The sequence below is a fragment of the Rhizobium oryzicola genome, assembly GCF_030504645.1.
Lineage (GTDB): Bacteria > Pseudomonadota > Alphaproteobacteria > Rhizobiales > Rhizobiaceae > Neorhizobium > Neorhizobium oryzicola.
Map to the genome: position 1 here is coordinate 1,346,151 of NZ_JAUKWQ010000001.1, position 21,005 is coordinate 1,367,155.

Here is a 21,005-nt window from a genome sequence, read left to right on the forward strand (position 1 = left end):
GCAGAATGATCTGGAACAAGCTGCCGCGATATCAAGAGGGGAGCACTTGGGTCCGGCGCAGTTTCATCTGGTAGCGCTGCTCGAGGGCGAAACAGCCCCACAGAATGCCGTAGAGCAAATACATGTGCCGCCAGTGATCGAGGTCGATGACGTTGCCGATGCCGGCATGGCCGATGAGGACGATCCACGCGATCATGAGGTAGGGCTGCCATGGCCTTTCCCGTAGCAGGTGGCGAAAGCCCAGTGCTACCGTCGTCCATAGCAGGGTGAGGTAGCAAACAAAGCCGAGCCATCCATAAGTGGTCAGCGATTTCAGCCACATATTGTGCTCGTCCTCGCCGAACATCTTGCCCAGCACCATGGGGCCAAGCCCGAGCGGGCGTTCCATCGCCATCAGGAAGCCGATCTTGTGTCGCTCGAAACGGCCAAGTCTCGCCCCGTCATAGGATTGCACGAGCTTGGCGCGATTCAGGAAGAGGTCATCCACCTTTTTCGACTGCAAAGCGCCGCCGATCGCGATGATCAGCAGGACCAGTGCGGCAATGGAGAGCGTGAAGATCTTCATCCGGAAGGCGGCCGTGCGCTCCTTCAACAGCATCACGACGATCAGTGCGAAAACGCAGAAAGCAAACAAGCCCCAGGCAGCACGCGAGAAGGACAGGAAGACCCCGAGAGTGAGGATCATGATGCCCGGCGCATAGAGCCACGCACGGGTGAGCGGCGCGCTCAACAGCCGGTACATCAGGTAAAGCGTCGGTGCTACGAGGTATGGGCCGAAGACGTTCGGGTCCTGGAAAGCGCCCATGGCGCGGTCGTAGCGTGTGAAGACCTGCGCGCCCGGAAAGGCGTGGAAATAGCCGAGAATGCCGAGGATCGAGGTGAGGACAGCCGCAAAAGCCCAGGCCTTGAAGATCAGCGACAAGCGCCTTTGATCGTCTTCGATGATGGCGGCATAGAAGACCGATGTCAGGGCGAGAAAGGTGGAGACGGCGAAGTACATCGGCGCACCGGTGATGTCCTTCATGACCGTCATCGAGAACAGCCCGCCGGTATTGAACAGCAGAAAAAGGATCAGGATCGGAGCAACGCTGCGCGAGATCTTCAGGCCGAGCAGAAACCAGATTGCCACCTGGCCTGCCATGAACAGTTCATAGGGGGCCGGTTCCGCAGGGACGAAGCCTGAGAGGAAAACGCCGAACGCAACCAGCCCCGAACCGATGAGGCGCAGCGCCGCCAGGTGCGTGTTGACCTGTCGCGAGCCGATCTGGACGACGGCGCTCAATAGGCGTTCTCCGTGTTCAGCAGGCGTATCGGCGTCAGGAAGAGGATTTTGAGATCGAGCAGCAGCGACCAGTTCTCTATATAGTCGAGGTCATAGGCCGTGCGTTTGCGGATCTTCTCATCGCTGTCCAACTCGCCGCGCAGGCCGTTGATCTGTGCCCAGCCGGTGACGCCGGGTTTGACGCGATGGCGCGCAAAATAGCTCTCGACCACATCGACATATTTGCGTTCGCCAGTCTGCGCGTGGACTGCGTGGGGGCGGGGGCCCACCAGTGAGAGATCGCCCTTCAAGACGTTGAAAAGCTGCGGCAGCTCATCCAGCGAGGATTTGCGCAGGAATCGACCCACAGGGGTCACGCGCGGGTCGTTCTTGGTCACCGCCTTCTTGGCCGTGGGATCGCTCTGCTCGGTATACATCGAGCGGAATTTCAGGACGTTGATGATCTCGTTGTTGAAGCCGTGCCGCTTCTGCACGAAGAGCACCGGACCTTTCGAGGTGGCCTTCACCGCAATCGCAGCGGCAATCATCACTGGCCAGAAGACGGCCAGTGCCAGCACCGAGAAGACGATATCGAAGATGCGCTTGGCCACGGAATCCCAGTCGCGGATCGGCTTGTCGAAGATGTCGAGCATCGGCACGGCGCCGACATGGGAATAGGCGCGTGGGCGAAAGCGCAGCCGTGTGGAGTGGGCGGCGAGACGGATATCGACCGGCAGCACCCAAAGCTTCTTCAAGAGCTGGAGGATGCGTTGTTCAGCGCTCGCCGGCAAAGCGATGATGAGCATATCGATGCGGGCGAGCCGTGCAAATTCGACCAGTTCGGCAAAGGTGCCGAGCTTCGGGTAGCCGGCCACGACATCTGGCGAGCGCGCGCTGCCGCGGTCATCGAAGATGCCGCAAATGCGGATGTCGTTGTCGGATTGTCCTTCCAGTGCGCGCACCAGTTCCTTGGCGGGCGCACCGCCGCCGACGATCACCGCGCGGCGCTCCATGGTGCCGTCGCGTGCCCAGTTGCGGATACCAAAGGCAATGAACTGCCGGACAAGCAGCAGCATACCGCCACCGAACAGATACCAGCCGAGAGAGGCCCACAGGCCGAGATGCGGTTGGACGAGCACGAGCTGGAAAATCATCGCGGCAAAACCGAACGACCACGCCGTCAACACGCTTCGGCTGCTGCGGGCAGCGGCGCGTAGCGAGGGGATCTGGTAGGCATCTGCCACCTGAAGGCTGATGATGGTCAGCGCTGAGCCGATGGCGATCGCCAGGGTTGCGTAGATGACATGCGCTGCCAGAACGCCCGCCACCCAGTTGACCAGCAGGCCAAGTGTGAAACAGAGGACGAATTCAAGCAGGCGGAATTGGCCGATCAGGAGCGCGGGCGAATAGCTGCTGTCGCGATAGTGCTCCGCGATCTGGCGGGCGAACGCGTTCAACTCGGGCGCAGGTTCCGCAGAGGCGGTCCTCGCTTCACCGATATCCGCAACCTGACGCCGAAGGCGTTCGACGTCCAGTTCGTCCCTTTTTGCAGGCTCCGTCATGGCGCAGCATCCCAACGCAAGTTTGCGCAATCGCTGAAACGACTGCGCCACGCTGATGCGTATCAGTAAGATGCTAAGAAAGTTTATAGTTGCTCGGTTAGCGTGAAACAGAAGTCAGAACTTTAAACCTTGCCGCTGGAGGTTCTGGTAGAGGGCTATCATGTCATGCGCCATATGGGAGGCCGAGAAGATGGATTGAAAATCTTCCGGCTTCGGCATCACGCGGACCTGCCAGTCCGGATCTGCCAACGTCTCGGCCATGATGCGGCTGAGATCTTTTGCGTCGCCGGGTATCGCCAGGGCCGCACTGCTCGAACCCAGTACTTCGGGAATACCACCCACGCGGCTGGCAATGACTGGCTTCTGTGCGGCAAGCGCCTCCAGCACGATATAGGGCATGGCTTCGGCTCGCGATGGTACCACGACGGTGCGCGCGAGTGCAAAAGCCTGAGTGGCGGGCATTGCATCATGCATGCGAATGCGCCGGGAGAGGCCGAGTTTGGCGATCAGAGCGCGGTAGCGTTCGCGGTCCGGGCCATCGCCCACCATAACAGCGGTCAAGGGGCGGCCACGCAGCTGTTCGGTGCGCGCAAAGGCCTCGATGAAAACATCGGGGCCTTTAAGGTCGCGCATCATGCCGATGTAGAGAAAGTCGGCGGCGTTCTCATCAAGTGGAACGCGATGAAACTCGCTGTCCTTGATGCCGTTATAGATCACGCTGGCAGGGCTGCGAGGCTTGCCGATCTTTTCCTGATAGGTCCTGCGCTCGTAATCGCAGACGAAAACCAGGCTGTCGGTCATGCGCTCCTGAAAGCGCTCGATGCCCATGATGATCCGCCCTGCCGGACTTGTCCGGCTGTAATGCAGGCTGCCGCCATGGGGGGAATAGAGGCGGGCTACGCGATACCTGTTCACCCGCAGAAGCGAGCCGATGAGCCGGGCCACGACGCCACCCTTGGCGCCGTGCCCGTGCAGGACATCAGGCTGCAAACTTTTGATATGCTTGTAACTTTTATAAAGCGCCAGAGCATCGGTCGGACTGATGGCCCGCCGGATCGGCATGCGGACCAGCCCGAGCGACAATTGCGGCAGTATTGCCGAGAACAGCCGTTCCTCATGCGCCCCGCCCGTCGAACTATCGCAGAGAATGCCGACATCGTGGCCAGCACTGCGATGTTCTTCGACGAGATCGCGCACATGGCGAAAAATTCCGCCAACCGGCGAGCGAAAACAGTGGATGATCCTAAGCGGCCTGGCATCTTCCATAGGTTTTAGAACAGCCGTTCGCGAACATAGATCGTGTCGCCTGCCAGAACGGGTGCGGAAATAGAGGTGCGGCCGGTCAGGATCTGCCCGTTGATCTTGCGGGTGACATCAAGGTCACGCTGGTTGGCGCGTGCCGTGAAACCACCGGCGATGGCAATGGCGTTCTGCGCTGTCATGCCGGGCACATAGGAATACTGACCGGGCCTGCCCACTTCGCCCATCACGAATACGGGACGATAGCGGTCCACCTCGATGGTCACATCAGGATCGCGCAGGTAGCCCTGGCGAAGCTTGGTGGCAATGGCTTTCTCCAGCTGCGTCAGCGTCTGGCCGCGTGCAGGCACCTGGCCGATCAGCGGGAAGGAGATGTAGCCTGCCTGGTCGACGGTATAGGTGTTGGTGAGCGCTGTCTGTTCGAAAACGGCCACACGAAGACGATCGCCGCTATCGAGGCGATAGGGCTGGATAGTTGCCTGCTCAAAGGCGCGCGGAGCCGGCGCATAGGCATTACAGCCTGCAAGCGCTACCGAGGCGCCAAGCGCAATCGTCAATGCCATGACAGATCTGATGCGTGAGGATGACATCCACGCGAACTCCGGTTGAAACCCAACTAGAGCCTGTTATCATTCCATTAGGGTTAACCCTCGGTAAATAATCCGTCGATTTCCCCGCCATTGGGAGGCCTCTCCGCAGATCGCATTCATCTATCGGTTGTTAACGGGCGAGTTACCATGATCCTTTACGCTGCCGCCACACTTTAAGCTGGAGCGCGCAATGTCTGGTGTAAGCGGCAATCAGGATGCAGATATCGATATCGGCCAACTTTTCAGCGCCATCTGGGAGCGCCGGAGACGGATCCTGACGACCACGGCACTGGCAGGTGCTCTCGCGCTTGTTGGCACCAGCCTGATGACGCCGGCCTATAAGGCGGAGACGCGCATTCTTATCGAGAACCGTGCGCAGAACCTGACCGGCCAGTCGCAGCAGGGTGGAAGCGAACCGGTGCTTGACCAGTACAACGTGGTCAGCCAGGCGCAGATCCTGCAATCGGCGGATCTTATCAAGGCCGTCGCCAAGCAGCTGAAGCTTTACGAGCTGAAGGAATTTGATCCGGATGCACACCGGCTTCTGCCAGATCCCCTGGTGCTGCTGCACCTGAAGCAAGACCCGATGGATCTCGCACCGGAAGAGCGCGTCATAAAAACCTTCCGTGAGAAACTCCAAGTCTATCCTGTCGAGGGTTCCCGCGTCATTGCCATTGAGTTCAGCTCTAAGGACCCCAAGCTCGCCGCCAGCATTCCAAACAGCATGGCTGACCTCTATCTCACGATGCAGAGCGGCGCAAAGCTCGATACCCATACGGAAGCCACGCGGTGGCTGGAGCCCGAGATCGCAAACCTGCGGGAAAAGGTGAGGGACGCCGAAAAGAAGGTCGCGGATTATCGCTCCTCCAACGGCCTTTTTCAGACCAGCGACACGGCGAGCTTCTCGTCGCAGCAGCTCAACAACATTTCGACCGAGCTTGCCCGTATCAAGGCCGATCGGGCCAATGCCGAAGCGCGTGCTGAAAACGTCCGCAATGCTCTGAAAACGGGGCGCAGCCTCGACAGCATGAGCGACGTCGTCGGTTCTGCAATGATCCAGCGGCTGAAGGAAACAGAGATCAATCTGCAGTCCCAGATTTCCGATCTGCAGGTCACCCTGATGGATGGGCATCCGCGCCTGAAGGCGCTGCGTGCCCAGCTTGCCGGCATCCGTCAACAGGTCGAAAACGAGACGCGCAAGATCCTGGCGAGCCTCGAAAACGAAGCCAATGTTGCTAAGCTTCGCGAGGATCAGTTGCAGAAGCAACTGACCAGCCTGAAATCCGACTCCGCCCGTGCGGGCGAAGAGGAAGTCGGCCTGCGGGCGCTGGAGCGTGAGGCAGCGGCACAGCGCCAGTTGCTGGAAACCTATCTGGCGCGCTATCGCGAGGCGGCATCGCGCGTCGACCGCAATTCGACGCCTGCGGATGCGCGCATCGTCTCGACCGCCGTCGAGCCGTCGGAAGCCTATTTCCCCAAGATCTGGCCGATCACCATCGTCGTGGCGCTGGCAACACTGGTGCTGCAGGCACTGGGCATCATCATCGTCGGCCTGTTCACAGGACGAGGCTTGCGTTTTGCCGAGGATGTCGAAGTGGTGGCGGTAGCCCCACCCTTGGCGGCGCCCGCTGTGCCGCCTGTCGCCGTAGCGCCGCCGGTTCCGGTCGCGGAGACGGTGATCGTTACGCAGCCTGCCACACCCCCTGCTGCCAATCACGTTCCGATCTGGCGAAAGATCCTGCGCCCGTTGGGGGACGGCAAAGCTCATTCCGATGAGTCTGCCGCAGTCGAAAAGTCCCGGAGCCGCAAGGTCGCATCCGAGGTGGAAACGGTTGCCGAATCCTCCGCCATGAAGCTGCGAACACCCATCGAAGATCGCGTCATATCCGACCCTTCCCTGCACGATGAGTATGATCAGGAAGAGCAGTCCCGAATGGCAGCGGCAAGCGACGGTCAGGAACCGACGCCTCTGCCGCATCTCAGCCTCAAGGCTGTCTGTGACTATCTGGTGCGCCGTGATGTGCCGCTTGCCATTGCCGTTTCTCCAACCGGCGACGAGGGCTCGACGGCGACTGTGATGTTGGCACGCGAGGTGGCCGAGGCTGGCCGGAGCGTGGTGCTTGTCGATATGACGGGAACCGGTTGCCCCACGCGGCTGATGGCCGAGCATCGCGGCTTGGCTGGCATCACCGATCTTCTGTGTGGCGAAACAGCCTTCGGCGACACGCTTCATCCGGACCGGCTATCCGACGCCCATATCATTCCGCGCGGAACCGCCGATGCGGCGCAGGCCATGCGTGGGGCCGACCGATTGACGATGATCCTAGATGCTTTGACGGACGCTTATGATCTTGTGATCGTCGAATGCGGGCAGGCAGATGTGCGGGGCCTGTCGCGCCTCACGCGCAATGCCGACGCTGAAATCATTCTGTCGCTGCCGCGTGCTGACGAGGCTGAGGTCGATGAACTCCTGGCAGAGTATGTCGCTGAAGGGTATGCCAACCCGCTGGTAATGTCGGTGGAAATCAGTGGGACACCCACCCGCTCGTCGGGCCGCCAGGCGGCCTGATCAGTCGGCCGCCTCCGTGGGCGTGGCGGGTGCTGCGTCCTTCGTGCGCAGGCGCTGGATGAATCGGTAGAGTGCCGGGTTGCGCTTGATGGCCGCCTTCGCTCTGGCCGTCGCCACGTGCACCTGGGTGGCCAAAAGGCCGCGCCAAGAGATCGCGATCATCAGATCATGGGCGACGGTCTCTATATTGCACCAGCTGCGCTTGTATGGCTGGTCACCCCGGCCAAAATCGAACAAAGCAGCCCCTTCGTAGCAGGCCTGCTCAATCATCAGCCAGAACAGAAGTTCGCCCGGGCTGGTTTCCGGTGCGAGCGAGTCGTCGATCGCGCCAAATTGGCAGATTATGTGGTCGCCCTTGCGGGAAAGGCCCGCGATCGCCGCGATCCGTCCGGCATGCTCGCCCTGCAGGCTGATGGCGTGAAGTTTCAGCGGATAGGTTTCGTTCGTTGTTCGCGCCTCCAGAAGGCGGCGGAAGAAGCTGCGGATGTCTTCCGGAGCAAACACATCCGGCAGGCCTTGGGACCGCAGGCGCTGTCCCTTCTGCCGGAAGAAGGCTTCGAGCAGGTCTCGCTGGCCCTCCAGAGTGTCCGGACATGCGTGCGCGTAACCGCCCATTTCTTCCAGCCGGCGTGTCTGGACACGGAATTTCTTGCGCCGCCGTTTGGCGTTCAGTTGGGCAAGTGTTGCTTCGAAACTCCGATGAAGATTGAGCTGAAATGTGTGATTGGGGTTTTCGATTGTTGTCAGGCCCGCGAGTGGATGCGGAACGCCTCGCCACACCGGTGGTGTTGCCTCCAACAGCACCATGTCAGCCTTGCCGCTCATGACATGTCGCATCTGCCGTTTGAACAGTGAGATCTCTTCTTGCGACAGAGCCGGGAAGTCACTGGCGAAGAGACCGGTGTTGAAGTTGTTGTGTCCCTGGCCAAGATAACTTACCACGCGCACCCCATGCTGGCGCATCACTTCAAGCGGCAGCAGCATTACGCACCGACCATTGACCTCGGCCTTGATGAGGAGCAGTTCCGACCCCTGGGCATCGGCCCAGGCGCGGCACCAATCGTAAGCCTGATGCAGGGAGTTCGCGGACAACGCTTCCAGCGCGCGCCATTCCGTCTCGATTGCAACCATGTCGTTGGCGACGCTGAACGTCATTTGTTCCACGCGCAATGGTGCGTCCGCTGCGGCAGGGCTGGGCGAGGCTGCACGCGTGACGGCCATATCCGGGGCTTCGTTGAAATCCGTTGCCGATGCCAGTGCATCGACCGCGTCTTCCGCCTCCTGTCTCATTCCGGATCGCCTCAAATCATTTCAAACAAGGGTTGAAGCGAACCGTAGAGGAGGATCTGCAATAAGCCTTTAATGGCCGCACCGCGATCCGGCCAATCGTCACGATGGTGAACATCGCGTAAATCAGCGAGCCTTCGGCCCTGCCATCCACTTGATGATCAGCATGGCCGGCAGGATCCAGAGAAGACCCGTCAGGAAGAAATAAAGGAGGTGGATCCACCAGGGAGAGGTGGCCAGTGTCAGTGAGGCAACGGTGGTTGCGATCAGCGCATAGGCCAGCACCAGGATAATGATCAGGATGGTGCCGATGAACTTCTTCAAACGAAGGGGCATGAATTCTCCTCAACCATCCACCGCGACCGCATGCCGCAAAGCTGCGGGTCTTGTATTGCACCGACCGCTGGGGCAAATCAACGCGGTGAGATGACGTGTTGACAAATGTCAGGAGATCCCATGGCAAGCGCGGATGCAATCATGGTGGGGCAGGTGGAGAAAGATCATCGGCTCACGCAGGATCGGAAAGCGATCCGCATCTGGCTGTGGGTGGTGATTGCCGCCCTGTTTGGTCTCGTTCTGGTCGGCGGCGCTACACGCCTGACCGGCTCTGGTCTCTCCATCACGGAATGGAAGCCGATCCACGGTGTCATCCCCCCTCTCAGCGCTTCCGAATGGGAAGAAGAATTCCGCCTCTACCAGAAAATCCCCCAATATGAGCTGGTCAACAAAGGCATGACCGTTGACGAGTTCAAGCAGATCTTCTGGTGGGAATGGGCGCATCGCCTGCTGGCGCGCTCCATCGGTGTCATCTTCGCGTTGCCGCTCGCCTTCTTCTGGCTGACGGGACGCATCGAGCGAAGCCTGCGCTGGCCGCTCGTCGGCATTCTGGCGCTGGGCGGTCTTCAGGGCTTTATCGGCTGGTGGATGGTTTCGTCAGGCCTCACCAAGCTGACCAGCGTGTCGCAGTACCGGCTGGCGACGCATCTCATCATGGCCTGTCTGATCTTTTCGAGCTGCGTGTGGATCATGCGCGGGCTGACGCCGCAGAAGACGGATCGCCCACCAACGGCGGAATCAAAGTACGCCGCGGCGGCCCTGGCAGGGCTCGCTCTGTTCCAGATTTATCTTGGCGCGCTGGTAGCAGGGCTGGATGCCGGCTTTTCCTACAACACCTGGCCGCTGATGGATGGTGCGCTCATTCCAGGCGATCTTTTCCTCCAACAACCCTGGTGGATCAACCTTTTCGAGAACCCGAAGACCGTCCAGTTCGTCCATCGCTGCGGCGCCTATCTGCTGCTGACAGCCACATTCGTTCACATGGTCGTGTCGCTGAAGAAGGCTCCCGGCACCAAACACGCGCGGGGTAGTGTCGTTTTCTTCCTGCTGGTCTGCCTGCAGGCCACGCTCGGCATCGGCACGCTTGTCATGCATGTGCCCGTTGATATGGGCGTCGCCCATCAGGGCGGCGCGCTGATCGTACTGGGCTATGCGATCGCCCATTGGCGCGGTTTCTATGGCGAATTCACCAGAGAACCTGTGAAGGCTTGATCTCAGCCGAAACGGTAGGCGGAGTAGGGTTTGCCGAGAAAATCAGTCTTGAAGATGCGCTTTCCCGGCTCTCCGGCAGCAGCACCCGCTGCAACGAACAGCGGCACAAGGTGGTCATGATCAGGCACATGGCAGGCGCGGGCGTCGGGGTTGTCTTCCCAGGCAGAAAGCTTTGCCGTGCGCGCCTCATCGGGCAGTTCGACCGCTTCCGCCAGCCAGTCGTCGAAGCGGATGGCTTCGGCAACGTGATCAGGCTCGGCGGTGCGGAACTTGCGCATGTTGTGATAGGTCATGCCCGACGCGATGATGAGGACGTCCTCATCGCGAAGCGGTGCCAAGGCCCGACCGATCTTCAGATGGCTTTCCGCATCCAGCGTGTTCTTCAGCGAAATCATCGTCAGTGGCACATCCGCCTCCGGATAGATCAGCATGAAGGGAATGAAGACCCCGTGGTCGAAACCGCGTTCTGCATTCTCTGCTGACTCGATGCCTTCAGCCGAAAGCAGTTGCCGCGCGCGAGCCGCCAGCTCCAGCGAGTTTGGGGCAGGGTAGGAGAGTTCGTAGGTGTGCGGCGGGAAATTATAGTAGTCGAACAGCATTCCCGGTTTCGCGGCGGTGCTGACAGTTGGGACCGGTTCCTTTTCCCAGTGGCCGGACACGACCAGAACGGCCTTCGGCCGGCGTCCGATTTCCTTGTCCAATCCGCGCAGGAAATCCCCGAGCTCATCCCAGGGACCTTTGCCCTGTTCGTTTTTCGGGAATTCCATGAAGGGCCAGGGACCGCCACCATGGGGAATAAAATAGACAGGGAATTTTTTGCTCATGGTCTACCGCCTCAGTTTATGGCGAAAGACTAGCAGAGCTTATTGTTTACGGAAATAGGTGCGTCAGACGACGATACGTTCTGAAATTGTGAACGAAGGCATCTTATTCCGGTTTGTGACAGACGGCTTCAATGTTGTGTCCATCGGGATCGAGCACGAAGGCGCCGTAGTAGTTCGGGTGGTAATGGGGGCGCAAGCCGGGCGCGCCGTTGTCCGTCGCGCCGGCTGCCATAGCCACCTTGTAGAATGCATCCACTTGCGCTCGGCTCTCTACGGCGAAGGCGATGTGGAGTGAGCCTTTGGTGCGCCCGCCGGTTCCGATCCAGAAGGATGGTTTGCCGGCGCGGCCATAGCCTGCACCCTCGTAGGTGCCGCCCGTTTCTTCGGCAGTCACGACCATCGCGCAGGCGGCGTCGATGGTCGGCATCACTGCATCATAGAAAGCGCGCGAGCGTGCGAGATCCGAAACAGACAGTCCGATATGATCCAGCATCGCCCGCTCACCTTAAGTCTTACGCCGACAGCATCAGGTCCATGTTCTGAACTGCCGCGCCCGATGCACCCTTGCCGAGGTTGTCGAGTAGCGCCACCAGATTCACGTGCGCGCCGCCCGGCGTGCCGAACACGAAGAGCTTCATCGTGTCCTTGCCGGCCAGTTCCTCCGCGTCGATGCGGGCTGCCTGTGCGCTCTCTTCCAGCGGCACGACCGTCACGATGTCCTGGCCGGTATAATGTGCGACCAGCGCCTGATGGATCGATTCGATCGTGGTGCCGTCCGACAGATCTTCCAGGAACAGCGGAACCTGCACGATCATGCCCTGCGGGAAGCGACCGACGGATGGCGAAAACAGTGGAGCGCGATCCAGAAGACCATGGATCTTCATCTCGGGCACATGCTTGTGCTTCAGCGTGAGCCCATAGAGGAAGTTGTTGGCGGAGATCGCATCCTCGCGGCTTGCGTCTTCCATCTGGGCGATCATCTGCTTGCCGCCGCCGGTGTAACCCGAGACCGCATTGACCGAGACCGGGTAGCCATCCGGCAGAATGCCGGCGGCACGCAAAGGGCGGATCAGGCCAATCGCGCCAGTCGGGTAGCAGCCCGGGTTGGCGACGTAGCGGGCGGAACGGATCTTTTCGCCCTGCGCCTTGTCCATCTCTGCAAAGCCGTATGCCCAGTCCGGTGCCACACGATGCGCTGTCGAGGTGTCGATGATCCGCACCTTGTTATTGCCGGACAGCATGGAGACGGCTTCCCTGGAAGCATCGTCCGGCAGGCAGAGAATGGCGATGTCGGCGCTATTGAGCAGATCTTCCCGCATGGCGGCATTGCGCCGCTCCGCTTCCGGGATCGACAGCAATTCGACATCGCGGCGGTCGGCCATGCGCGTACGGATCTGCAGACCCGTTGTGCCATGTTCGCCGTCGATGAAGATTTTCGCTGTCATGATCGTTACTCCAGTGTGTTCAGCAGCTTGGAATGAATTCCTGAATCAGTTTGTCATGGGGTCCGCGCAAGCTTTTCCGCACGGAGCCCGAGCATATACATTGCGACTGTTGCGCCTGCAATGGCGGTAATATCCGCGTGGTCGTAAGCAGGCGCCACCTCGACAACATCGGCGCCGCGGATGTCGAGCTTATGAAGGTTCTGCAGAACCGACAGCATTTTTGCACTCGATGGTCCACCAGCGACCGGCGTGCCGGTGCCGGGCGCAAAGGCCGGATCGAGGCAGTCGATATCGAAGGTCAGGTAGGTGGGGGCGCCTGACACATGCTCCGTGACGAGGCTCGCGATCTCGGATGCGCGCATATCCTCGACCTCATGACCGTAGAGAATGCGGATACCGCAATCCTCAGGCGCATGGGTTCGGATGCCGATCTGGATCGAGCGGCTGGGATCGATCAACCCATCACGCACGGCGCGCACCACGAATGAGCCATGATCGATACGCTTGCCGTCATCGGACCATGTGTCCTGATGCGCGTCGAAATGCACCAGCGCCAGGGGACCATGCTTTGCCACATGCGCCTTCAAAAGCGGCCAGGTGATGAAATGGTCGCCGCCGAGCGTCAGCAGGAAGTTGGCGCTGCCGAGAATATGCGAAGCCTCGTTCTCGATCGTCGCTGGGGTCTCCCAGTGATTGCCATAGTCCAGCCGGCAGTCCCCATAATCAATGACCGCCATCGCTTCGAAGAGATCTCGCTGGAACGGATATTGCGGGTCGTTGTCGAAGATCGCTGAGGCGCGGCGGATGGCCTGTGCTCCGAAGCGGGCGCCCGGACGGTTAGACGTGGCGGCATCGAAGGGAATGCCCCAGACAACCGAATCAACGCCCTCGAGCGATTTCGTAAACCGGCGGCGCATGAAGGAGAGCGCACCGGCATAGGTGGGGTCGGTCGCGGCGGAGGTCAGTTCCTGTCCTGTGAAGGCGTGGTCGATCGATTTCGATGCCATGTCATCCGTCTTTCTTCGTAAAACCATAGGCGCGCTGCACGAGCGCCACGCGCACCTGATAACGGCTATACCATTCGGCACGGCCTCGTGTCTGCGCGGCCACGTGGTCCATAACACGTTTCCAGGCGCGGATGCTTTCCTCATCCTTCCAATAGGAATTGGTAATGCCGAAGCCGTCCTCGCCGCGCACACTTTCCATGCCGAGGTAACCCGGTTGTTGTGCGGCCAGCTCCGCCATGGCCTGCCCCATAGCGAGATAGCCGTTATGCCCCTCGGTTCTCTGGGATGAGAAAGTAACAACGTAATAGGGCGGCTCGGGCAGTTCGGAAAAAGAAGAAGCAGACATTGATCTCTCCGTGCACTTGAATGGGTCTACAAGAACAGGAAGACCATTGATGCACAAATTCCAATTCCTGATGCCATGCGCCAAAGCATCTGCGTGCTTTGTTTGAATGCCTATGCCTCAAAAACGTACGTCTCGCGAAGTGCGGTAATGTAATGTGTGTATAAATTAGGAAATATTTATAGATAAGATAATGCTTAGATAAATTTCATAGAAATTTCACGTCGCTCATGCGGTCTAGCTCATTTTGGATAGTTGCATTGGCGTATCCTCGGAATAGACTTGCCCCGCAATTCTGGCGGATGGGGATCCAACAATGTGTAACGAATGCTTGAACATGAATAGACGCAGCTTTTTCGGCATGGCTGCGGGCGCCGCTCTTGGCGTTGGAGGGCTGGGAAGTGGCCTTTTCAATGCCGCTCCGGCGATCGCCGCAACGACACTGACGCCGGATCAGGCGCTTGAGAAGCTGAAGGCCGGCAATCTCAAATACCAGAAGGCGCCGGAAGTCTGCGCCGCCGACATGATGAAGACCCGTGAAACGGTGGCCAAGGGCCAGAATCCCTGGGCTGTCGTGCTCGCTTGCGCCGATAGTCGCGTGGCACCGGAGCTGGTTTTCGGCGGCACGGGTCTGGGCGATCTCTTCGTTTGCCGCAATGCCGGCAACATGGCTGATGTCGCGACCATGGGCTCCATCGAATATGCGGTCGAGCATCTCGGCGCGCCGCTGATTGTGGTGCTGGGGCATGAGCGTTGCGGCGCGATTGCCGCTGCCTGCGAAGTGGCGGAAAAAGGCACCAAGCTGCCGGGCTCCATTGGCCCGATGGTGAAGGCCATCCTGCCAGCGGCCAAGGCGATGCGCGGCAAGCCCGGCGATTATGTCGATAACGTCGTCAAGGAAAGCGCCCGCCTGACGGCGAAGAAGATCACGGAAAAGAGCCCGATCGTCAGCGAGTTCATCCATCACGGCAAGGTCAAGGTCGTCTATGGCCGCTATGACCTAGATACGGGCGCCGTCGAGTTCCTGGGCTGAGGATCAACATGGCCGTCGCAATGACGGCGGCCAGCATCTGCGCAAACAAAAAAGGCGGAGCCGAAGCTCCGCCTTGATTTTTTCGACCGTAACCGGTCTCCAGCGATTAGCGCTTGGAGAACTGGAACGAACGGCGGGCCTTGGCCTTACCGTACTTCTTACGCTCGACAACGCGGCTGTCGCGGGTCAGGAAGCCCCCCTTCTTCAGAACCGAGCGCAGGCCCGGCTCGAAGTAGGTCATGGCCTTGGAGATGCCGTGACGAACAGCACCGGCCTGGCCGGAGAGACCGCCACCGGTAACCGTTGCGATGATGTCGAACTGGCCGGTGCGTGCTGCAGCCAGGATCGGCTGCTGCAGGATCATCTGCAGAACCGGGCGTGCGAAATACGCGTTGAATTCCTTGCCGTTGATGACGATCTTGCCGGTGCCAGCCTTGACCCATACGCGGGCAACAGCGTTCTTGCGCTTGCCGGTTGCGTAGGAGCGGCCCTGAGCGTCAACCTTGCGCTCATGAACCGGAGCGGATGCCGTGGCAGAGGTGCCCAGATCCTTCAGAGAAGAAAGGTCAGCCATGATCAGGCGCTCCTTGTGTTCTTGGTGCTAAGCTTGGCAACGTCCAGAACGGCCGGCTGCTGAGCTTCGTGGGGGTGGTTGGCGCCAGCGTAAACGCGAAGGTTCTTCAGCTGACGACGGCCGAGCGGACCGCGCGGGATCATGCGCTCAACAGCCTTTTCGAGAACGCGCTCCGGGAAGCGGCCTTCGATGATGGCGCGAGCCGTACGTTCCTTGATGCCGCCCGGGTAACCGGTGTGCCAGTAGTACTTCTTGTCGGAGTACTTCTTGCCGGTGAAAACGACCTTCTCGGCATTGATAACGATGACGTTGTCGCCGTCGTCAACGTGAGGGGTATAGGTTGCCTTGTGCTTGCCGCGAAGGCGGTTTGCAATGATGGTGGCGAGGCGGCCGACGACGAGACCTTCTGCGTCGATTACGACCCACTTCTTCTCCACCTCGGCGGGCTTCTGAACGAAGGTAGACATTGATTGCTCTCTTCTGGTGATCCCAGAGCGGGGTGACCCGGCTATGGGCGTTTTTTGTTGCTTGGCTTGGCACGTCGAGGCGCCAAACATCCAGAAAACCCGAGGCTTTCATGGATGCGGGCTTATAAGCTGCGAGCATGTGAAGCGTCAAGTCGCGCCAAAAGGCCGGCGTAAAAATTAAGCGATAAAAATCAATGGTTTGCTTAGGTGGTATAATGTTACCACAAAATTTCAGAGTGCGGGACGCGAAAATCTGATCTCAGGGGCCGTCCATGCCCGTGCAGCCTTCCGCAACGAAGCTGTCGCAATCATCCGGCGGCGGGATGTCCTCACAGCTGCGGACCGGGCAGCTTGCCTGATCCGAGGTTGGCACCGTGCCGGATTTCGCGAATTCGCCGGGCGAGCAGAAGCGGCGGGAGGAGACATAGCGATCATAGAGCGGAACGCCCGATCGGCCGGAGTAACGTAGGATGACCGCCCCCTCGCGCTCGATTGCGCTATGCACCTGATCGCAGGTCATGCTTTTCGACTGGTAGCGGGAAATGGCATGCGCCTGAGTCACGAGGAGCAGGCTCAGGCTGACGGACAAAAGGATGGGGCGCATGGTTTCGGTCCATTCTGGGGAGTGGGGGTAGATAGGGCGCGCAGAGCGTAATCCAAGTCGCAGACGCCATCATGCAGGTGTTGCCGTCAAGCCGCTGAGGATGAGATCAACGCCGGCAAGGAAGTCGGCTCGGTCGTCATGCGCGGGGAGCTGCCGCGCAATCCGCTGTACGAAGGCAAAGGCCGCCGGATCCAGCCGCTCCCATGCGGAGGCAACATCATTCAGAAAGGTGGATCGGTCCAGATTGTGCTGGCGGGCATGTTGGGCGTTGGCTGCATTCTGCCCCGCCACCCCCAGGATGTAGCTGAAGAGCGCGGAGGTGGCCGACCATTCCATCGCGTGCGGAACTCCGAGTTGCGAGACCTGCCGGCCCAGCGCGTCGATGATGCGCGCCATCGGCATGTCCGCGGCGCCTTGCATCAGACCTGAGCCAATCCAGGGATGCGCATCGATCATGTCGAACAGTTCCAGCGCCAGGCTGCGTAGCATGTCCTTCGGCGGCAGGTCGGGCGAAACACTCAATAGGCGGTGGGATACTATGTGATCGCAGGCCGCTGTCAGCAATTCGCTCTTGTTGGCAATGTGCCAGTAAATGGCGCCAGCGCCTGTCGCGAGCGATTTCGCCAGCGCCTGATAGGTGAGCCCTTGTATGCCCGCCTCGTCCAGCAAGGCAATCGCAGCCGATACGATCTGTTCGCGGGAAAGGGATGTGTCACGTCTGGTGCCGGAAGCTTTCTTCATGCCTCATCTTGACATGAATGGAACGGCATTCCAACTATGGAACGACATTCCATTCCGGCTTTCACACCTTCCCGCGGAGACAATCCCATGCACATGCCCATTGCCATCATTGGCGCCGGTCTCGGCGGCCTGACGCTCGCCCGCGTCCTGCAGGTACACGGCGTCACCGCGATGGTGTTCGAGGGCGACCCTTCTGCCGATCACCGGCCCCAGGGCGGCATGCTGGACATCCATGATTTCAACGGCCAGCTGGCGCTGAAGGACGCAGGGCTCTACGAGGAATTCCTCTCCCTGATCCAGCCGGGTGGCCAGCAGACGCGCGCGCTGGACAGACACGGCAACGTTCTTTTCGATACGCCAGACGACGGAACCGGCGGGCGACCGGAAGTGCTGCGCGGCGCCTTGCGCCAGATGCTGCTGGACTCGCTTGTGCCTGGCACGGTGCAATGGGGCCGCAAGCTCGCGGACTGCCTGCCGCGGCCAGCGGGTGGCTATGAGCTTTCCTTTGCCGACGGAACTGTCGTCACGACGGACCTGCTGGTCGGCGCGGATGGCGCATGGTCGAAGGTGCGGCGGCTTCTGTCACCCGCAAAGCCGATCTATAGCGGTACCACCTTTATCGAAACCTGGTTGTATGATGCCGACAGGCGCCACGCCGAAACCGCCGCGGCGGTGGGCGGCGGCTCTCTCTTTGCCGTGGCGCCGGGCCAGGGCATCATGGCGCACCGGGAACCGAACGCCGTGCTGCATGCCTATATCGCCCTGAACCGGCCGCAGGAATGGATCGAGAGCATTGATTTCGCCGACCCGAAGGCCGCAGCCGCGACGATCGCTGCGGAGTTCGAGGGCTGGGCGCCCGCGCTGACCGCCCTCATCACGCAGAGCGACACGCCGCCCGTGCCGCGCATTCTTCATACGCTGCCGATCGATCACGCCTGGGAGCGGTTGGCGGGCGTCACCCTGGTCGGAGATGCCGCGCATCTGATGATCCCCTCCGGCGAGGGTGCGAACCTTGCTCTCTATGACGGTGCGGAACTCGCCAAGGCCCTGATCGCCAATCCCGGCAACCATGAAGCTGCCCTGGCCGCCTATGAAACGGCACTGTTTGCCCGCAGCAGGGCTGCGGCGGAAGATGCAGAGCGTACCGCCAACCTGTTGTTTGGCGACAATGCGCCCCAATCGCTGGTCGATGCCTTCGCGGAATATCAGCTCTGATCGCGATTGTGGGACAGCGGATTCAATCTTAACATTTGCATTAAGACACGCGGTACCCACATGGAGCATAATTCATAACATCCAAGATTGTCTTGGGAGGAACCAGTCATGAACCACGATCGATATGAAGACGGTTATGTCGCTGACGTTCTGAAATCAGTCAAAACGATTGCGCTCGTCGGCGCGTCACCCAATCCAAGCCGCCCGAGCCACGGCGTCATGGGATTTCTGCTGTCAAAAGGTTACCGCGTGGTGCCGGTCAATCCCGGCCAAGCGGGTAAGACGATCCTCGGCCAGAAGGTTTATGGCGATCTGGCTGAGATTCCGGATACGATCGACATGATTGACGTGTTCCGCGCGTCCGAACATGTGGAAAGTGTGGTGGATGAGGCGCTGGCGCTCGATCATCCGCCGAAGGCTATCTGGCTCCAGCTGGGCGTGCGCAATGATGAGGCGGCGGAAAAGGCGGAGGCCGCCGGCATAAAGGTTGTCATGGATCGTTGCCCGGCGATTGAATATCCGCGCCTGCTGGGGCATCGCCATCACTGACGATCAGCCGCGTCGAGCAATTGAGGGCTCGCACTCGCCGCGGGTGCAAGCCCTCAACCGGTTGATCGCCTCGAAACGATCATCCGGCTATTGCGGCGGGCATGGACCCTATTCCTCCATAAGAGGCGTTTCTGCCTGCAGCCGATTGAGAATGGCCGTATTGACGCAGTATTCCGAGAACGTGACCGGTGCCGTGTGGTTCTCGAGATCGTGGCGGCAACGTCCCTTGTCGCGGCAGGTCGCGCAGTTGATCTGCATTTCGCGATAGACGTCAGGTGAATGCGTCTGCAGTTCTGCGCTGTCGAGATGCAGAGCCTTCATCAGCTTTTCCATCTCTGCGGCGCCGTTGGGACCCGCACGCACGATTTGTAGGAGCGTATCTGCGCTGACAGAACAGTCTTCCGCCAGCTGACGGCGGCTTTCTGCGTCGAGATTGAGGAGCGCGTTCTCTTCTTCCAAGCGCGTGCGGAATTCCGAATACCAGTTGGCCAGACGTTCGCCGACGCGTTGGGCGAGTGGGGAGGCAGTTTCTGTCATGGTCGTGGTCTCCAGCGACGTTGAAATCATCGTGGAGACAGAATGCCACGCGGCGCCCCGCGGGCATTGATCTTGGTCAAGTTCATCAGGCTTTGAGAAGTGATGTTCCCGAAATTGGCCCGCGACCAAAAAATCATCCTGTTTGATCTGAAATGCCGCAGCCCTGCGGCTGTCGGCGGCGAAAGCCAGAGGCTATATTTCGCTCGCAGATCGCCGGCAGGCGACGATTCCGAAGACAATCGGGGAGGGACCCTTGACCAATCACAATCCAGGCTTTTCGACGCTCGCCATCCATGCCGGTGCCGCACCGGACCCGGCGACCGGCGCGCGCGCCACGCCAATTTACCAGACGACATCCTTCGTCTTTGAGAATGCCGACCATGCCGCCGCCCTCTTCGGCCTGCAGCAGTTCGGCAACATCTACACCCGCATCATGAACCCGACCCAGGCAGTGCTGGAAGAGCGCGTCGCGGCCCTTGAAGGCGGCACCGCGGCGCTGGCCGTCGCCTCAGGCCACGCGGCCCAGCTTCTCATCTTCCATAACCTTCTTCGGCCCGGCACCAATTTCATCGCCGCACGCCGTCTTTACGGTGGTTCGATCAACCAGTTCGGCCATGCTTTCAAGAACTTCGGCTGGGAAGTGCGCTGGGCGGATACCAATGATCCCGAAAGCTTCGCGGCGCAGATCGATGAGAACACGCAGGCGATCTTCATCGAGAGCCTTGCCAACCCGGCTGGCACGTTTGTCGATATCGCCGCAATCGCTGACGTCGCTCATCGTCACGGCCTGCCGTTGATCGTCGATAACACCATGGCAAGCCCTTACCTCGTGCGGCCGCTGGAGCATGGTGCCGACATCGTCGTGCATTCGCTGACGAAATTTCTCGGCGGCCACGGCAATTCCATGGGTGGCATTATCGTCGATGGTGGTACATTCGACTGGTCGGCTAAGCCAGGCAAATATTCGATGCTTTCGGAGCCGCGTCCGGAATATGGTGGGGTGGTGCTGCACCAGACATTCGGCAATTTTGCCTTTGCCATTGCAGCCCGCGTTCTGGGTCTGCGCGACCTCGGGCCAGCAATTTCCCCTTTCAACGCTTTCATGATCATCACCGGGATCGAGACTTTGCCGCTGCGCATGCAGCGCCATTCCGACAATGCGCTGGCGGTCGCGAAATGGCTGAAGACCCACGACAAGGTGGCCTGGGTTTCCTACTCGGGGCTGGAGGATGATCCGAACCATGCGCTGCAGCAGCGTTATTCGCCGAAGGGAGCCGGCGCCGTCTTCACCTTTGGGCTGAAGGGCGGCTATGAGGCGGGCAAGGGCTTTGTCGAGGGGCTGAAGCTCTTTTCGCATCTTGCCAATATCGGTGATACGCGCTCGCTCGTCATCCACCCGGCCTCGACCACGCATCGGCAGCTGACGCCGGAGCAGCAGGTGGCAGCCGGTGCCGGTCCGGATGTTGTGCGTCTCTCCGTCGGTATCGAGGATTCTAGCGACATCATCGCCGATCTGGAACAGTCGCTGGCAAAGATCTAAAGACGTGAGGAGACGGCGCATCCGGTGCCGTCTCTTCGTCCGGAGCCTG

At 60.1% G+C, this 21,005-nt stretch carries 22 protein-coding genes; 6 read left to right on the forward strand and 16 right to left on the reverse strand.

What is annotated here, in order from left to right; all coding sequences use genetic code 11:
• Positions 1-31: 31 nt before the first annotated feature.
• From Q2T52_RS06705 to Q2T52_RS06720, 4 genes are all read right to left on the reverse strand, one after another.
• Positions 32-1,282, reverse strand: coding sequence for an O-antigen ligase family protein (locus Q2T52_RS06705; RefSeq protein ID WP_302075871.1), 1,251 nt, complete (start codon positions 1,280-1,282; stop codon positions 32-34).
• Positions 1,279-2,823: an undecaprenyl-phosphate glucose phosphotransferase gene (locus Q2T52_RS06710; protein ID WP_302075872.1), complete on the reverse strand. Its 1,545-nt coding sequence runs from the start codon at positions 2,821-2,823 to the stop codon at positions 1,279-1,281. Before Q2T52_RS06710 ends, Q2T52_RS06705 begins: the two co-directional genes overlap by 4 nt.
• Before the next feature lie 114 nt (positions 2,824-2,937).
• Complete coding sequence (locus Q2T52_RS06715) at positions 2,938-4,089, reverse strand: glycosyltransferase family 4 protein (RefSeq protein ID WP_302075873.1); 1,152 nt, start codon at positions 4,087-4,089, stop codon at positions 2,938-2,940.
• A gap of 5 nt (positions 4,090-4,094) precedes the next feature.
• Entirely contained in the window at positions 4,095-4,646 is a 552-nt protein-coding gene (locus Q2T52_RS06720) for a polysaccharide biosynthesis/export family protein (RefSeq protein ID WP_436799494.1), read from the reverse strand.
• Positions 4,647-4,863: 217 nt separating this feature from the next.
• Between Q2T52_RS06720 and Q2T52_RS06725 the strand changes: the two genes are divergently transcribed.
• Positions 4,864-7,242 carry an exopolysaccharide transport family protein gene (locus Q2T52_RS06725; protein ID WP_302075875.1) on the forward strand — a complete coding sequence of 793 codons (2,379 nt, stop codon included), beginning with the start codon at positions 4,864-4,866 and terminating at the stop codon, positions 7,240-7,242.
• On the opposite strand, the gene Q2T52_RS06730 is transcribed toward Q2T52_RS06725, so the two are convergent.
• A complete protein-coding gene (locus Q2T52_RS06730; RefSeq protein WP_302075876.1) occupies positions 7,243-8,532 on the reverse strand; it encodes a GNAT family N-acetyltransferase in 1,290 nt (429 codons plus the stop codon).
• A 123-nt stretch (positions 8,533-8,655) separates the two neighbouring features.
• Positions 8,656-8,865: a DUF2842 domain-containing protein gene (locus Q2T52_RS06735; RefSeq protein WP_302075877.1), complete on the reverse strand. Its 210-nt coding sequence runs from the start codon at positions 8,863-8,865 to the stop codon at positions 8,656-8,658.
• A gap of 120 nt (positions 8,866-8,985) precedes the next feature.
• On the opposite strand from Q2T52_RS06735, the gene Q2T52_RS06740 reads away from it, so the two are divergent.
• Positions 8,986-10,077 (forward strand): COX15/CtaA family protein, encoded by a 1,092-nt coding sequence (locus tag Q2T52_RS06740; protein ID WP_302075878.1) that lies wholly within the window; start codon positions 8,986-8,988, stop codon positions 10,075-10,077.
• Between the two features lie 2 nt (positions 10,078-10,079).
• Here the strand turns inward: Q2T52_RS06740 and Q2T52_RS06745 are convergent, their stop codons facing one another.
• From Q2T52_RS06745 to Q2T52_RS06765, 5 genes are all read right to left on the reverse strand, one after another.
• Positions 10,080-10,901 (reverse strand): DODA-type extradiol aromatic ring-opening family dioxygenase, encoded by an 822-nt coding sequence (locus tag Q2T52_RS06745; RefSeq protein WP_302075879.1) that lies wholly within the window; start codon positions 10,899-10,901, stop codon positions 10,080-10,082.
• A gap of 103 nt (positions 10,902-11,004) precedes the next feature.
• The gene (locus Q2T52_RS06750) at positions 11,005-11,394 is read right to left on the reverse strand and encodes a VOC family protein (protein ID WP_302075880.1); all 390 of its coding nucleotides are present in this window, start codon (positions 11,392-11,394) and stop codon (positions 11,005-11,007) included.
• 19 nt (positions 11,395-11,413) lie between these two features.
• Complete coding sequence (argC, locus tag Q2T52_RS06755) at positions 11,414-12,346, reverse strand: N-acetyl-gamma-glutamyl-phosphate reductase (RefSeq protein WP_302075881.1); 933 nt, start codon at positions 12,344-12,346, stop codon at positions 11,414-11,416.
• Positions 12,347-12,399: 53 nt separating this feature from the next.
• Complete coding sequence (gene speB / locus Q2T52_RS06760) at positions 12,400-13,353, reverse strand: agmatinase (RefSeq protein WP_302075882.1); 954 nt, start codon at positions 13,351-13,353, stop codon at positions 12,400-12,402.
• Between the two features lies 1 nt (position 13,354).
• Positions 13,355-13,699, reverse strand: coding sequence for an antibiotic biosynthesis monooxygenase family protein (locus Q2T52_RS06765; RefSeq protein WP_302075883.1), 345 nt, complete (start codon positions 13,697-13,699; stop codon positions 13,355-13,357).
• Positions 13,700-14,033: 334 nt separating this feature from the next.
• On the opposite strand from Q2T52_RS06765, the gene Q2T52_RS06770 reads away from it, so the two are divergent.
• Positions 14,034-14,729 carry a carbonic anhydrase gene (locus Q2T52_RS06770; RefSeq protein ID WP_302075884.1) on the forward strand — a complete coding sequence of 232 codons (696 nt, stop codon included), beginning with the start codon at positions 14,034-14,036 and terminating at the stop codon, positions 14,727-14,729.
• 106 nt (positions 14,730-14,835) lie between these two features.
• On the opposite strand, the gene rpsI is transcribed toward Q2T52_RS06770, so the two are convergent.
• The 4 genes from rpsI to Q2T52_RS06790 all read right to left on the reverse strand — a co-directional run bounded on the left by rpsI (position 14,836) and on the right by Q2T52_RS06790 (position 17,115).
• Positions 14,836-15,303 carry a 30S ribosomal protein S9 gene (rpsI, locus tag Q2T52_RS06775; protein WP_302075885.1) on the reverse strand — a complete coding sequence of 156 codons (468 nt, stop codon included), beginning with the start codon at positions 15,301-15,303 and terminating at the stop codon, positions 14,836-14,838.
• 2 nt (positions 15,304-15,305) lie between these two features.
• Positions 15,306-15,770: a 50S ribosomal protein L13 gene (gene rplM, locus Q2T52_RS06780; RefSeq protein ID WP_302075886.1), complete on the reverse strand. Its 465-nt coding sequence runs from the start codon at positions 15,768-15,770 to the stop codon at positions 15,306-15,308.
• A 259-nt stretch (positions 15,771-16,029) separates the two neighbouring features.
• Positions 16,030-16,374, reverse strand: coding sequence for a hypothetical protein (locus Q2T52_RS06785; protein WP_302075887.1), 345 nt, complete (start codon positions 16,372-16,374; stop codon positions 16,030-16,032).
• A gap of 69 nt (positions 16,375-16,443) precedes the next feature.
• Positions 16,444-17,115 (reverse strand): TetR/AcrR family transcriptional regulator, encoded by a 672-nt coding sequence (locus Q2T52_RS06790; protein WP_302075888.1) that lies wholly within the window; start codon positions 17,113-17,115, stop codon positions 16,444-16,446.
• Between the two features lie 87 nt (positions 17,116-17,202).
• On the opposite strand from Q2T52_RS06790, the gene Q2T52_RS06795 reads away from it, so the two are divergent.
• Both Q2T52_RS06795 and Q2T52_RS06800 read left to right on the forward strand, forming a co-directional pair.
• Positions 17,203-18,330: an FAD-dependent oxidoreductase gene (locus Q2T52_RS06795; protein ID WP_302075889.1), complete on the forward strand. Its 1,128-nt coding sequence runs from the start codon at positions 17,203-17,205 to the stop codon at positions 18,328-18,330.
• A gap of 108 nt (positions 18,331-18,438) precedes the next feature.
• Positions 18,439-18,879, forward strand: a complete 441-nt coding sequence (locus Q2T52_RS06800; RefSeq protein ID WP_302075890.1) for a CoA-binding protein — start codon at positions 18,439-18,441, stop codon at positions 18,877-18,879.
• Positions 18,880-18,987: 108 nt separating this feature from the next.
• Here Q2T52_RS06800 and Q2T52_RS06805 read toward each other — a convergent pair whose 3' ends face one another.
• On the reverse strand, positions 18,988-19,416 hold the full coding sequence (locus tag Q2T52_RS06805) for a DUF6455 family protein (RefSeq protein ID WP_302075891.1): 429 nt from the start codon (positions 19,414-19,416) through the stop codon (positions 18,988-18,990).
• 253 nt (positions 19,417-19,669) lie between these two features.
• Between Q2T52_RS06805 and Q2T52_RS06810 the strand changes: the two genes are divergently transcribed.
• Entirely contained in the window at positions 19,670-20,956 is a 1,287-nt protein-coding gene (locus tag Q2T52_RS06810; RefSeq protein ID WP_302075892.1) for an O-acetylhomoserine aminocarboxypropyltransferase, read from the forward strand.
• Positions 20,957-21,005: the final 49 nt, after the last annotated feature.